This window comes from Nocardioides sp. YJ-D4 (assembly GCF_054031495.1).
In genome coordinates this window covers 1,923,865-1,936,744 of sequence record NZ_CM132932.1, presented here as the reverse complement: position 1 = coordinate 1,936,744, position 12,880 = coordinate 1,923,865, and the positions used below count along the sequence as shown (strand labels likewise).

11 protein-coding genes are annotated in these 12,880 nt (G+C 69.7%); 7 read left to right on the top strand and 4 right to left on the bottom strand.

Going from position 1 to position 12,880, the window contains the following annotated elements:
- Positions 1–80 precede the first annotated feature (80 nt).
- The gene (locus ACW14X_RS09300) at positions 81–923 is read left to right on the top strand and encodes a thioesterase family protein (protein WP_160025155.1); all 843 of its coding nucleotides are present in this window, start codon (positions 81–83) and stop codon (positions 921–923) included.
- A 6-nt stretch (positions 924–929) separates the two neighbouring features.
- Here the strand turns inward: ACW14X_RS09300 and ACW14X_RS09295 are convergent, their stop codons facing one another.
- From ACW14X_RS09295 to corA, 4 genes are all read right to left on the bottom strand, one after another.
- On the bottom strand, positions 930–1,490 hold the full coding sequence (locus ACW14X_RS09295; protein ID WP_457165415.1) for a hypothetical protein: 561 nt from the start codon (positions 1,488–1,490) through the stop codon (positions 930–932).
- Between the two features lie 94 nt (positions 1,491–1,584).
- On the bottom strand, positions 1,585–2,544 hold the full coding sequence (locus ACW14X_RS09290; RefSeq protein ID WP_457165414.1) for a DUF389 domain-containing protein: 960 nt from the start codon (positions 2,542–2,544) through the stop codon (positions 1,585–1,587).
- Positions 2,545–2,603: 59 nt separating this feature from the next.
- Positions 2,604–3,632 carry a magnesium transporter CorA family protein gene (locus ACW14X_RS09285; protein WP_457165413.1) on the bottom strand — a complete coding sequence of 343 codons (1,029 nt, stop codon included), beginning with the start codon at positions 3,630–3,632 and terminating at the stop codon, positions 2,604–2,606.
- A gap of 11 nt (positions 3,633–3,643) precedes the next feature.
- Positions 3,644–4,780, bottom strand: a complete 1,137-nt coding sequence (gene corA, locus ACW14X_RS09280; protein WP_160025151.1) for a magnesium/cobalt transporter CorA — start codon at positions 4,778–4,780, stop codon at positions 3,644–3,646.
- A 305-nt stretch (positions 4,781–5,085) separates the two neighbouring features.
- Here corA and ACW14X_RS09275 point away from each other — a divergent pair, with 305 nt between their 5' ends.
- The 6 genes from ACW14X_RS09275 to ACW14X_RS09250 are packed head-to-tail and all read left to right on the top strand — an operon-like array spanning position 5,086 to position 12,822.
- Positions 5,086–5,238, top strand: a complete 153-nt coding sequence (locus tag ACW14X_RS09275) for a hypothetical protein (protein ID WP_457165412.1) — start codon at positions 5,086–5,088, stop codon at positions 5,236–5,238.
- Positions 5,235–6,899 (top strand): potassium-transporting ATPase subunit KdpA, encoded by a 1,665-nt coding sequence (gene kdpA / locus ACW14X_RS09270; RefSeq protein WP_457165411.1) that lies wholly within the window; start codon positions 5,235–5,237, stop codon positions 6,897–6,899. Before ACW14X_RS09275 ends, kdpA begins: the two co-directional genes overlap by 4 nt.
- Positions 6,896–8,968: a potassium-transporting ATPase subunit KdpB gene (kdpB, locus tag ACW14X_RS09265; protein WP_457165410.1), complete on the top strand. Its 2,073-nt coding sequence runs from the start codon at positions 6,896–6,898 to the stop codon at positions 8,966–8,968. The genes kdpA and kdpB overlap by 4 nt, the downstream gene beginning before the upstream one ends.
- 2 nt (positions 8,969–8,970) lie before the next feature.
- Positions 8,971–9,585, top strand: a complete 615-nt coding sequence (gene kdpC, locus ACW14X_RS09260) for a potassium-transporting ATPase subunit KdpC (RefSeq protein WP_457165409.1) — start codon at positions 8,971–8,973, stop codon at positions 9,583–9,585.
- A gap of 4 nt (positions 9,586–9,589) precedes the next feature.
- Positions 9,590–12,136, top strand: a complete 2,547-nt coding sequence (locus ACW14X_RS09255) for a DUF4118 domain-containing protein (protein WP_457165408.1) — start codon at positions 9,590–9,592, stop codon at positions 12,134–12,136.
- The gene (locus tag ACW14X_RS09250) at positions 12,133–12,822 is read left to right on the top strand and encodes a response regulator (RefSeq protein WP_457165407.1); all 690 of its coding nucleotides are present in this window, start codon (positions 12,133–12,135) and stop codon (positions 12,820–12,822) included. The genes ACW14X_RS09255 and ACW14X_RS09250 overlap by 4 nt, the downstream gene beginning before the upstream one ends.
- Positions 12,823–12,880 lie beyond the last annotated feature (58 nt).

The window sequence follows — 12,880 nt, the reverse complement described above, 5'->3', positions numbered from 1 at the left end:
GGACAGCGTCTGGTCGCCAGGCCCAGTGCCCAAGATGATCTGGAAGGATCGGCCACGTGCGCCACCTCTACGAATGCCCCATGCGTTGGGCCGACCTCGACATGCTCGGCCACGTCAACAACGTCGTCTACGTCGACTACCTCCAAGAGGCGCGCGTGGACATGCTGCGCACGCACGCCCGGAGCCCGCAGACCCAGGGCCTGGCTGAGGGAGTCGTGGTGGCCAGCCACCAGGTCACGTACGTCGCCCCGCTGCTCTTCGACTTCAAGCCGGTCTACGTCGAGTCGTGGGTGACCGACATCCGGGCGGCCAGCTTCACGATGGCCTACGAGATCTTCCGCGACCAGCCTGATGGCACCCGCAAGATCTTCCTGCGGGCGAGCACGGTCCTGGCGCCGTACGTCTTCGCCACCGAGTCGCCGCGCCGGCTCAAGCCCGAGGAGAAGGCCAACCTCCAGCCGTACCTCGAGGGCTACCCGGAGGAATGGTCGCCGAAGCCGCTCGCCCTGGGCGAGCCGAAGCGGCTCGAGGACGGGCGCTTCCCGCTCTACGTCCGGTTCTCCGACGTCGACGCCTACGGGCACGTGAACAACGTGAAGTACTTCGAGTACTTCCAGGAGTCGCGACTGGCACTGATGATGCGGCTCAGGTCGCAGCACGGCATCGAAGGCTGGCCGTCCGTCGTGGTCGCGCAGACGGACGTCACCTACCACGCTCCGGTCCTGGCTCGCTCGGAGCCGTACGACGTGTGGAGCTACGTCTCCCGGCTGGGCACCAAGTCGATGACGATCGAGTCCGAGATCGCCGACGGAGACCTTCGGCTCGCCCGCGGGCAGGTCACGCTGGTCTTCTACGACCTGGAGTCCGGGAAGGCCGTCGAGCCCAGCCCCGAGGTGCGTGCGGCCGTCGAGAGCGTGCTCTAGTTCGCCTCAGTCGCGCCGGTCGTCATCGTCGCAGTCGTCGCGGCGGTCGTAGCGGTGCTCATAGTGCTGGTCGCGCCGGCAGTCGTCGCCGTCGTCGTCGCTGTCGTCGCTGTCGCCGTACCAGCCATCCGCGTCCCACTGACTCCAGTCCCAGCCGTCCTGGGTCGCGGTGAAGTCCTGCCCGGGCATGGCCGGGACCTGACCTGAGGTCTCGTCCGACTTCTCGCCGCCGCGCGTCTTCCGGGCGCTCAGTGTCCTGCCCTCGGTGGGCTGGTTCGCTTTCGGCGCCGAGTCGGGCGGCGCGAGCAGGTCGCGGGAGGCGAGCTGGGTGGCGGCGTCGGGAGGAGGAGGCAGCGTGCCGACCGAGGTGTCCTCGGCGGCGTCGATGGGCTCGGGCGGGCCGGTCGGGTCATCGGCGAGCGGAGTCTGCTGACCGGTCGCCTGCTGCGCGGGCTGGGTCGCCTGGTCCGGTCCGATCGACCGTATCCCTCCGATGAGCAGTGCCATCGCGACGAGGGCGACGACTGCAAGCCCGACTCCGACGATAGCCCGCTGAATTGCCCGCATGCGTCCTCCGAGAGCGCTCTGGTCAACTAAATGTTCTGCTTGAGTCCAGTAGCCTCCCAGTGCTTGCGTCAGATGTCGAGAAGCGGGACCTTTGTCAGCGTTTCCTGACCCTCCGGACGAACCGGGCGCGTCGCTCGGAGATCCGTTTCCACACCACCTGCTGGATGCCGAGCGTCGCCCAGCCGGCGAGCGCCATCCCGGTGATGTTGAGGAGCAGTTGCAGCACGCTGCCCCGGATCTCGTGGCCCACGCCGAAGGCGAGACCCAGGGCGATGTTGGCGGCTGCCGGGATGGTGGTCACCGAGATGAAGACCCCGGAGAGGCCGCCGACCCGGGCCGAGGTGAGGGCGAGCACGCCTGCCGACGCCGCGATCAGCGCCACGATGAACGACCACTTGTCCGGGGTGTAGATGAAGCCGGTCCCCGGCCGGTCGGCGAGCACGTCCTCGAGATCGATCCAGCCGAGAGCGCGGCCGATGAGCGCGGCCACCGTGGTGACCGCGATGCCGACCAGGAATCCGAGGGCGAGAGTGCCCAGCGAGCGGCCGAGGAGGTGATAGCGGTGCCGGACCAGGGCGACTCCCAGCGCCGCGATGGCGCCGAACTCGGGGCCGATCACCATCGCCCCGATCACCAGGATCTGGGAGTCGAGGACGATCGCGATCCCGGCCAGCAGCGTCGCCAGGGTCATCAGGCTCATGAAGGTCCAGTTGGCCTCGGTGTCGTCGTAGGCCTGCTGGGTGACGTCGGCCCACACCACGCTGTCCGCGCTGCTGCCCGGAGCCAGGTCGGCGGCCTTCAGTGCACTCTCCGAGAGCCACGCCTTGGCCGAGTCGACGTGGATGCTGCCCTCCTTGTGCACGTCCAGGTCACGGAGCCGGTCGATGACGTCGTTGGCGGCCTCCCGCGCCACCCCGGCCATCACCACGTCGCCCTCCGGACGCAGCGATGCGCCGGGCAGCGAGGAGAGCTCGCTGACCGCCGGGTCTGCGGTGAGCACGTCGATGACCTGAGGCGTCAGATGTGCCGGCGAGGTGATCCGCAGCTGCAGCATGGCGCACATTGTCGCCTACCGGATCGCCGCGTGGCCGCACCCGTCGCCCGGACCTCGGGTCAGAGCCAGTGTTTGGCCTTGAACGCCCTGTGCAGGACCACCGCGGTGACGATGATGGCGATGGTCGAGGCGATGAAGCCAGTGGTCTCGCCGGACCCGGGGTAGGGCACGTTCTGCCCGAAGAAGCCGGTGATCAGGGTCGGTGCGGCGACGATCGCGACCCAGGCCGAGATCCGGCGCATGTCGTCGTTCTGCCGCACCGAGGTGGCGGCCAGCTCCTCGGTGGCCAGGGCCAGGTGGGTGCTGGTGCGGGCCTGGTAGAAGTCGATCACCCCGCGGACGAAGTCGCCCTGCCCGTCGGCCATGGTGCGCACCATCTCGAACCGGTCGGCGATCTCCGCTGCGCGCACCGCCAGGCCCGCGACCGGTCCGTTCCCACGCCGCGCCACGGCTCGGTAGGTCTCCGCGCTGTGGGTGGCGATGGTGCGTACGGCCAGCAGTGCGTGCCCGACCTGGAACAGCTCCTCCAGCAGCGTCTGTGGATCGTCGTCACGGTCGTCGTCGGTGACCTGCTGCTCGATCCGGCCGGACTCCCGGGCGAGGTCGGCCACCAGCTGGGTCTCGCGGCGCACCATCGAGGAGACGATGGAGTGGGACAGGTCCCAGGACGTACGGGGATGGATGTCGCCCTTCAGGATCCGCTGCCGCACGCCGTCGGTGTCGATGTGCGCCACCTCGGGGTCGACCACCGGGTTGAGCGGACCGTGCACGGTCACCAGGTAGTTCGGGCCGATGAACTGGTCGAGCTCGACATAGTGCACGTGTCCGCCGCTGCCGAGCTTCGGGGCGTGCAGCACCGTGAAGACGTGGTCGTCGTAGAAGTGGAACTTCGAGATGTGGTTGCGGGCCACGCAGTCGCTCAAGGCGAGGGAGTGGAACGGGAACCAACGGCTGAGCTGCTCGGACATGGCCGCGTCGCACTGAGGAAGGTCGATCCACACCACGGTGTCGGGTTTGTCGAGCAGCTCGGTGACCTCGTCGAGGTCGTGCTCGGTGAGTCCGGTCGGACGTAGTGCGTAGACCGTCATGTGGGGGCCTCTCAGATCCAGTTGCGACGGCGGAACAGGATATAGAGCACCACGTTGACGGTCAGCATCAGCCCGAGCGCCATGAAGTAGCCGTAGCGCCACTGCAGCTCGGGCATGAAGTCGAAGTTCATCCCGTAGACCGTGCCGACCAGTGTGGGAGCGAACAGGATCGCCGCCCAGCCGGAGATCTTCTTGACCTCGTCGTTCTGCTGCACACTGAGCTCGCTGAGCGCCTTCATCTCCTCGTTCTGCTGCTGGGCGACCAGGGTGGCGTTGACGGTCAGGATGTCGCGCAGCAGGTTGCGGAACTCGTCGATCTGCTCGACGGTCCCGATCACGTGGTCCTCGACGTCGCGCAGGTAGCGCTGGAGCTCCTCGTCGGTGCGGTACTTCTCGAATCCAGCAGAGAGGGAGCGGACCACGTTCAGCAGCGGCCGGGTCGCCCGCTGGAACTCGACCACCTCGCGGGAGAGCTCGTAGATACGACGGGACACCTGAGTGTCACCGCGGAACATCTCGGTCTCGATCTCGTCGATGTCGTTGGCGAGTCCGGCGACCACCGGCGCGTAGCCGTCGACGACGCGGTCGAGGATGGCGTACAGCACCGCCTCCGGGCCGAGCCTGAGCAGATCGGGGTTGCTCTCCATCCGGCGCCGCACCGGGGACAGGTCGGGCTGGGCGCCGTGGCGGACGGTGAGGACGAAGTCGGGACCGACGAAGAGGTGCAGCTCGCCGAAGTCGATGTTCTCGGTCTCGTCGACGTACCAGGCTGCCCGCAGCACCACGAACAGCGTCTCGTCGTAGCGCTCGATCTTCGGTCGCTGGTGAGCCAGGATGGCATCCTCGACGGCGAGCTCGTGCAGGCCGAACTCCTCGGCCAGCGAGGCCAGCTCGTGCTGGTTGGGCTGGTACAGACCGATCCAGGCCATCGCGTCGTCGTGGTCGCGCAGCGAGCGGTACGTCTCGGCCAGGGTCGAAGGCGAGTCGACCCGGTCGCCGCCGACGTAGACGGCGCTGTCGATCATGCTGCCGCGCGCCGCCGGCACCGGCGTCGTCGGCCGACCGCCTCCGCCGTGCAGCGGCGGGATCGTGGGCGGGTCGGAACGGCGCTGCTTGGTGAACGGGCGCAGGAACGGGTGCTCGGACATGATGGCCTCCGGAATGATGCGAGCGGGATCGCGACGCGGGAACGCGACGCACCAGCCCGGCACGCTCTCCAGGTGGGCCGGACCGGTCAGGGCGAGGTGGTACTCGGAGGTTGGCCGTCCATCTCAGCCACCTCCTCTTCTCGCTCGCGGTAGCAACCGACTGCCTGTTCATCTGCGCGGAGCCACGTCCGCACGGGGACATGGTAGGCGCCCCCGGTCAAGGATGCGTCAATCGCGAGGCGTACCCCGTCAGGGAACCGTCAAGGCCGGCCCTCTACGGCCTCGGGCGGGGCTGCAATGGAGCCGTGCTAGATCTCGTCTACATCCTCATCACGCTGGTGTCCTTCGCAGGGCTCGCCGCGCTGGTCGGAGTCATCGACCGGCGGTTGGGCCAGCCCTCCGACACCGACACCGGCGCCGCCCCCACCGAGACCGAGCCGCGGGCGGTGAGCCGATGAGTCCCGTCGCCGCCGCCATCCTGCAGATCGTCGTCCTGATCGCAGCGCTGGCCCTCGCGGTTCCTCTCCTCGGGCGCTACCTCGCCCACATCTACACCAGCCCGAAGCACCTGCGTGCCGAGACGGTGGCCTACCGGGCGCTCAAGGTCGACGCCGAGGCCGACCAGCACTGGCGCTCGTACGCGACGTCGGCGCTGGGCTTCTCGCTGGCCGGAATCCTGTTCCTGTTCGCCTTCGGCCGGCTGCAGAACCTGCTGCCGCTCGACGGAGGCTTCGACCCGCTCCCCAGCGACGGCGCCTGGAACACCGCGGTCTCGTTCGTGACGAACACCAACTGGCAGTGGTACTCCGGCGAGGCGGCCACCGGCCACCTGATCCAGATGGCCGGGCTCGCCGTGCAGAACTTCGTCTCCGCCGCGGTCGGTCTCTCCGTCGCCGCGGCCTTCGCGCGTGGGCTCGCCCGCACCCGCAGCCAGGGGAGGATCGGGAACTTCTGGGTCGACCTGGTGCGTACGACGGTCCGGGTCCTGCTGCCGGCGGCGTTCGTGGTCGCGATCGTGCTGGTCGCGGCCGGGGCGGTGCAGAACCTGCACTCCGTGCACGAGATGACGACGCTGACCGGCGGCACCCAGCCCTTGACCGGTGGCCCGGTCGCCAGCCAGGAGGCGATCAAGGAGCTCGGCACCAACGGCGGCGGCTTCTACAACGTCAACTCCGCCCACCCCTTCGAGAACCCCAACCCGTTCACCAACCTGCTCGAGATCTGGGCGATCCTCGTGCTGCCGTTCTCGATGGCCTGGGCCTTCGGCCTGATCGTCAAGGACAAGCGCCAAGGGGGCGCGGTGCTGGCTACGATGGGCACCCTCCTCACCGTCGGCATCACCCTGCTGACCTGGGCGGAGATGGCCGGTCCCGGCACCGCTCCGCAGCTCGCGGGAGCCGCGATGGAGGGCAAGGAGACCCGCTTCGGCGAGGCGGCCACGGCGCTGTTCGCCGCGGCCACCACCGGCACCTCGACCGGTGCCGTCAACGGCATGCACGAGAGCCTGACCGCACCCGGTGGCGGTGTCGCGCTGTTCGGCATGATGCTCGGCGAGATCGCCCCCGGCGGCGTCGGCTCCGGTCTCTACGGCATGCTCATGCTCGCCGTGGTCACCGTCTTCCTGTGCGGCCTGATGGTGGGACGTACGCCTGAATACCTCGGCAAGAAGATCAGCCGCGACGAGATGGTGCTGGTCGCGGTCTACATCCTGACCACCCCGATCCTGGTGCTGGTCGGCGCGGCGATCGCGCTGACCGCTCCGGCAGGCTTGGCCGGCCTCTCGACCGACGGCCCGCACGGCCTCTCCGAGGCGCTGTACGCCGTCACCAGCGCCGCCAACAACAACGGCTCCGCCTTCGCCGGCATCACCTCGGGCACCCCGTTCTGGAACACGCTGCTCGGGATGCTGATGCTGCTCGGCCGGTTCGTCCCGATGGTCTTCGTGCTCGCCCTGGCGGGCAGGTTCGCGACCGCCGGCCGGCTGCCGGACAACGCCGGCACCCTGCCCACCCACCGCCCGCTCTTCGTGGGCCTGCTGACCGGCGTCGCGCTGGTCGTCGTCGGCCTGACCTTCGTCCCGGCTCTCATGCTGGGCCCGATCGTGGAGTCCCTGTCATGACCCAGACCCCCGAACGTACCCGTGAAGAAGACACCGAGCACCCGCCCCGTGTCGAGGCGGCACCGTCGGTGCTCACGACCAAGCAGATCGCCGAAGCGGTGCCTGGTGCACTGCGCAAGCTCGATCCCCGCAAGCTGGTGGCGACGCCGGTCATGCTCGTGGTCGAGATCGGTGCGGCCGCCACGACCGTCATGTCGGTCCTCGACCCGTCAGTGATGGGCTGGCTGGTCACGATCTGGCTGTGGCTCACCGTCGTCTTCGGAGCCCTGGCCGAATCGGTCGCCGAGGGCCGCGGCAAGGCTCAGGCGGCCAGCCTGCGTGCCCTGCAGACCGAGACCACCGCGCGCCGCCTGCATGGTGGCCCGGGCGGTGCCGAGGAGGTCGTCGCCTCCACCGGCCTGCGCGCCGGCGACGTCGTCGTGGTCGAGGCCGGCGAGCGGATCCCCGGTGACGGCGACGTCATCGAGGGGGTCGCGAGCGTCGACGAGAGCGCGGTGACCGGCGAGTCCGCTCCGGTGATCCGCGAGTCCGGCGGCGACCGGTCGGCGGTCACGGGCGGCACCCTGGTCCTCTCGGACCGGATCGTCGTCCGGATCACCTCCGACTCGGGCCACTCCTTCGTGGACCGGATGATCGCCCTGGTCGAGGGCTCGGAGCGGCAGCGTACGCCGAACGAGATCGCGCTCAACGTGCTCCTGACCAGCCTGACCGCCATCTTCGTGGTCGTCTGCTGGAGCCTCTACTACCTCGCCGGCTACTCCGGCGCGCGCCAGTCCTGGCTCGTCCTCACCGCGCTGCTGGTCTGCCTGATCCCGACCACCATCGGCGCGCTGTTGAGCGCGATCGGCATCGCCGGCATGGACCGGCTCGTACGCCGCAACGTCCTGGCGATGTCGGGAAGGGCCGTCGAGGCGGCTGGTGACGTCGACGTGCTCCTGCTCGACAAGACCGGCACGATCACGTACGGCAACCGGCAGGCGTACGAGATCATCCCGGTCACCGGGGTCACCCTGACCGGCGCCGAGAACGCAGCGGTCCTGGCCAGCCTCTCCGACCAGACGCCGGAGGGCCGGAGCATCCTGACGCTCGTGGGTCGCTCGATGGGCGGGCCGGCGGAGGCCACGATGGTGGAGTTCTCGGCCACCACCCGGATGTCCGGCCTGGACAGCCCCGGTCTGAGCGTACGCAAGGGCGCCGCCTCCGCGGTGACGGCCTGGGTCAAGGAGAACGGGGGCCAGGTGCCCCCGGAGACCGGGGTGATCGTCTCCGAGATCGCCGAGACCGGTGGTACGCCGCTCGTCGTCGCCGAGCACCGCAACAGCGACCCGGCACGGGTGCTGGGCGTCGTACATCTCAAGGACGTCGTCAAGGACGGCATCCGCGAGCGGTTCGACGAGCTGCGCGCGATGGGCATCAAGACGGTCATGATCACCGGCGACAACGCCGCCACTGCCGCGGCGATCGCCAAGGAGGCGGGCGTCGACGACGTCCTCGCCGAGGCGACCCCGGAGGACAAGCTCGCACTGATCCGGCGGGAGCAGCGCGGTGGGCGGATGGTCGCGATGTGCGGCGACGGCACCAACGACGCGCCCGCGCTGGCGCAGGCCGACGTCGGCGTCGCGATGAACACCGGGACGACCGCGGCCAAGGAGGCCGGCAACATGGTCGACCTCGACTCCGACCCGACCAAGCTGATCGACGTGGTCGAGATCGGCAAGCAGCTGCTGATCACCCGGGGCGCGCTGACCACCTTCTCGGTGGCCAACGACGTCGCGAAGTACTTCGCGATCCTGCCGGCCATGTTCGTCGGCGCCTTCCCCGCGCTCGACGTCCTCAACGTCATGCGGCTCTCCACGCCGGAGTCGGCCATCGTCTCCGCGGTGGTCTTCAACGCGCTGATCATCATCGCGCTGATCCCGTTGGCTCTGCGCGGCGTCCGCTACCGGCCCTCCTCGGCCTCGGCCCTGCTGCGCCGCAACCTGCTGCTCTACGGAGTCGGTGGCCTGATCGTGCCGTTCGTCGGGATCAAGCTGCTCGACCTCGTCATCTCTCTCATCCCAGGACTGTGAACATGTCTGATCTCTTTGCACTGCTACGTCACTCCCTCGCCGGGCTCCGCGTGCTCATCGCCGCGACCCTGCTGTGCGGGATCGTCTACCCGCTCGTCGTCACCGGCGTCGCTCAGGCCGCCTTCGGATGGCGTGCCGACGGCTCCCTGGTCACAGAGTCCGGCGCGCACACCAACGACCCCGCCGAGGCGGTCGGCTCGGCCCTGATCGGCCAGGGCAACGACGACGAGGGGCTCTTCTACCCGCGTCCCAGCGCGGCCGGCGACGGCTGGGACACGCTGTCCACCTACGGCTCCAACCTCGGCCCGGAGGACCCGGACCTGGTCAAGGCGATCACCGAGCGCCAGCGCGAGATCGCCGCGCGCGAAGGCGTCCCGGTCGACCAGGTCCCCGCCGACGCCGTCACCACCTCTGCATCCGGCATCGACCCCGACATCTCACCGGCTTACGCAGCCCTCCAGGTGTCCCGGGTGGCCCGCGCCAACGGGCTCTCGGAGGAGGAGGTGACGGCGCTGGTGGCCGAGCACACCGACGGCCGGACCTTCGGGATCCTCGGTGAGCCGCGGGTCAACGTGCTCGAGCTCAACATCGCGGTGCGCACGCAGAGGGTTGAATAGGGACGTGCAGACCACGTCAACGGACGGACGGTCCCCGCGGAAGCGGGGCCGTCTGACCGTCTATCTCGGAGCCGCGCCAGGTGTCGGCAAGACGTACGCCATGCTCGGCGAGGCGCAGCGGCGCCAGGCGCGCGGGACCGATGTGGTGGTCGGGTTCGTCGAGACCCACGACCGCAGCAACACCGCGCGCCAGATCGAGGGACTCGAGGTGATCCCGCGCCGGGAGATCGACTATCGCGGGGCGACGTTTACCGAGCTCGACGTGGAGGCGGTGATCGCCCGCGACCCGAAGGTGGTCTGCATCGACGAGCTCGCCCACACCAACGTGCCGGGCAGCCGGCACACCAAACGGGCCCAGGACGTCGAGCAGATCCGGGCGGCCGGGATCGACGTGATCACCACGGTCAACATCCAGCACCTGGAGTCCCTCAACGACGAGGTCGAGCGGATCACCGGCGTACGCCAGCGGGAGACGGTGCCCGACGACCTCGTGCGGACCGCCGACATGATCCATCTGGTCGACATGGCTCCGGAGGCGCTGCGGCGTCGGATGGCTCATGGCAACGTCTACAAGCCCGAGACCATCGATGCGTCGCTGACCTCCTACTTCCGGGTCGGCAACCTCACCGCGCTGCGGGAGCTGGCCCTGCTGTGGCTCGCGGACCGGGTCGACGATGCGCTGGGGGACTACCGGCGCGAGCACCGGATCGAGCACCCCTGGCCGACCAAGGAGCGGATCGTGGTCGCGGTCACCGGAGGCCCGGAGTCGGAGACGCTGATGCGGCGAGCGGCCCGGCTGTGCCAGCGCGCGAAGGGGTCTGAGCTGCTGGCGGTCCACGTGGTCACCGCCGATGGGCTGGCCAGACCGGAGGCCGGTTCGATCGAGCGCGTCCAGGCGCTGACCGCGTCGCTGGACGGCACCTTCCACAGCGTGATCGGTGAGGACGCGGCGACCGCCGTGGTCGACTTCGCGACCGGTGCCAACGCCACCATGATCATCGTCGGCGTCTCCCGGCACGGGCGGTTGCGTCGGCTCTTCACCGGCACCACCGGAGACCGGATCGCGGCCGCGGCCGGGTCGATCGACGTACACCTCGTCACCCACGAGGAGATCGCCCGCGGCTCGCGGGTCCGCGGCGGCCTCGGCTCACCGCTCAGCCGCACCCGTCAGGCTCTGGGCTGGCTGTGCGCGCTCCTGGTGCCCTCGGCGCTGGTCTGGCTGCTCCACAACGACGGCATCGAGGGCGACATCTCCAACCAGCTCCCGCTGGCCAGCATGCTGCTGCTCGCCGCCACCGTCCTGGTCGCGCTCGTGGGTGGGCGCTGGCCGGCGGTGGCCGCCGCGCTGGCCGGGTTCCTCCATCTGAACTGGTGGTTCACCCAGCCCGTACACCGCTTCACCATCGCCGAGCCACGCAACCTGGTGATGTTGGTGATCTTCGTCGCGGTCGCGGTCGGCGTCGCCACCGTCGTCGACCGCGCCTCCCGGCGAGCGGCCGAAGCACGCCAGGCCAGGGGAGAGGCGGCGACGATGGGGGCGCTGTCGCGCTCGGTGCTGACCGGCCAGGACACTGCCGAGGCGATCGTGAGTCGGGTGCGCGAGACCTTCGCCCAGCAGGCGGTGGTTCTGCTGGAGGAGACACCGCAGGGATGGGTGCGGCTGGCTGGTGCCGGGGTCGGCTACCCGGCAGACCCGGACCAGGGCGACGCCCAGGTGGCCGTCGACGACACCCACGTGATCGTCTTGCGCGGCACCCCGCTGCGGGCGCGCGATCGGCGGGTCCTGGAGGCCTTCGCGGTGCAGACGTCACTGGTGCTGGAGCATCGCCGACTGCGCGACCAGGCCGACCGTGCCCTCGCCCTGGAGCGGGCGGAGCAGACCTCGACGGCCCTGCTTCGAGCGGTCTCTCACGACCTGCGTACGCCGCTGGCGACGATGCGGGCCGCCCTGGACGGACTGCTCGTGGGCAGGGTGCCGGAGGAGGACCGCAAGGAGCTCGTCGAGTCGGCCGCGACCTCCGCCGACCAGCTCGAGGCGCTCATCGACAACCTGCTCGACCTCTCCCGGGTCGAGGCCGGTCTGGTGCACCCCGCGATGCGGGACGTCAGTCTGGAGGAGTCGCTGCCGCTGGCGGTGGCCGGCCTGCCGCCCGGATCGATCGCCTTCGAGGTCGGCGAGGACACCCCGCTCGTACGCACCGACTCGGGCCTGCTCGAGCGCATCGTCGCCAACCTGGTCAGCAATGCGGTCCGGGTCAGCCGACAGGGACCCAACGCCGGCGAGCCGGTGCGCGTCCTCGCACACGAGACACCGGAGACTGTGGAGGTGATGATCGTCGACCGTGGACCAGGGGTGCCCGAGGAGCAGCGGGACCGGATGTTCGAGCCCTTCCAGCGTCTCGACGACACCTCGGCCGGCGGGCTCGGGCTCGGTCTGGCCGTGGCCAAGGGCCTGAGCGAGGCGCTGGGCATCCGGCTCTCGGCCGAGGACACCCCCGGCGGCGGCCTGACCATGGTCGTCGCGGTGCCGCGCGCGAGGAGCGGGCGATGAGCCGCGTACTGGTCGTCGATGACGAGCCCGCGCTGCTGCGGGCGCTCGCCATCAACCTGCGCGCCGCCGGCTGGGAGGTCGAGACGGCGACGGACGGCCGCTCGGCGTTGGCCGCCGCCGCGGCTACCCACCCCGACGTCGTCCTTCTCGACCTCGGGCTCCCGGATCTGGACGGCACCGAGGTGATCGAGGGGCTGCGAGGCTGGACCCAGGTGCCGGTGGTCGTGCTCTCCGCTCGCCAGCATGGCGACGACAAGATCGAGGCGCTCGACCTGGGCGCCGACGACTACGTCACCAAGCCGTTCGCCATGAACGAGCTGATGGCCCGGCTGCGGGCCGCCGCACGCCGCTCCCAGGAGTCCGCGCCCCCGGCCGCGACCACCCTCGCGATCGGTGACCTGGAGATCGACTTCGCCCGTAAGCGGGTGCACAAGGCAGGCGATGACGTACGCCTCACCCCGACCGAGTGGTCCTTCCTGGAGCTGCTCGCCCGCAACGTCGGCCGGCTGGTCCCGCGCGAGCAGATCCTCAAGGAGGTCTGGGGTCCCGCCTATGCCAAAGAGACTCACTATCTGCGCGTCTACGCCGCCCAGCTGCGCCGCAAGCTCGAGGACGATCCCTCCCACCCGAGATACCTCGTCACCACCTCCGGGGTCGGCTACACCCTCGACCCGGACGGATCTTGACGAAATCCTTACGGTCTCCCGCGTAGCCGGGATGTGGCGTCGCGACGCCTGAAACGGA

Bases quoted from the DNA above. Each gene is read 5' to 3' on its own strand.
- kdpA (WP_457165411.1), top strand. From the start codon at position 5,235: ATGAGTCCCGTCGCCGCCGCCATCCTGCAGATCGTCGTCCTGATCGCA.
- ACW14X_RS09285 (WP_457165413.1), bottom strand. From the start codon at position 3,632: ATGACGGTCTACGCACTACGTCCGACCGGACTCACCGAGCACGACCTC.
- ACW14X_RS09300 (WP_160025155.1), top strand. From the start codon at position 81: ATGCGTTGGGCCGACCTCGACATGCTCGGCCACGTCAACAACGTCGTC.
- ACW14X_RS09290 (WP_457165414.1), bottom strand. From the start codon at position 2,544: ATGCTGCAGCTGCGGATCACCTCGCCGGCACATCTGACGCCTCAGGTC.
- ACW14X_RS09250 (WP_457165407.1), top strand. From the start codon at position 12,133: ATGAGCCGCGTACTGGTCGTCGATGACGAGCCCGCGCTGCTGCGGGCG.
- kdpB (WP_457165410.1), top strand. From the start codon at position 6,896: ATGACCCAGACCCCCGAACGTACCCGTGAAGAAGACACCGAGCACCCG.
- ACW14X_RS09295 (WP_457165415.1), bottom strand. From the start codon at position 1,490: ATGCGGGCAATTCAGCGGGCTATCGTCGGAGTCGGGCTTGCAGTCGTC.
- corA (WP_160025151.1), bottom strand. From the start codon at position 4,780: ATGTCCGAGCACCCGTTCCTGCGCCCGTTCACCAAGCAGCGCCGTTCC.
- kdpC (WP_457165409.1), top strand. From the start codon at position 8,971: ATGTCTGATCTCTTTGCACTGCTACGTCACTCCCTCGCCGGGCTCCGC.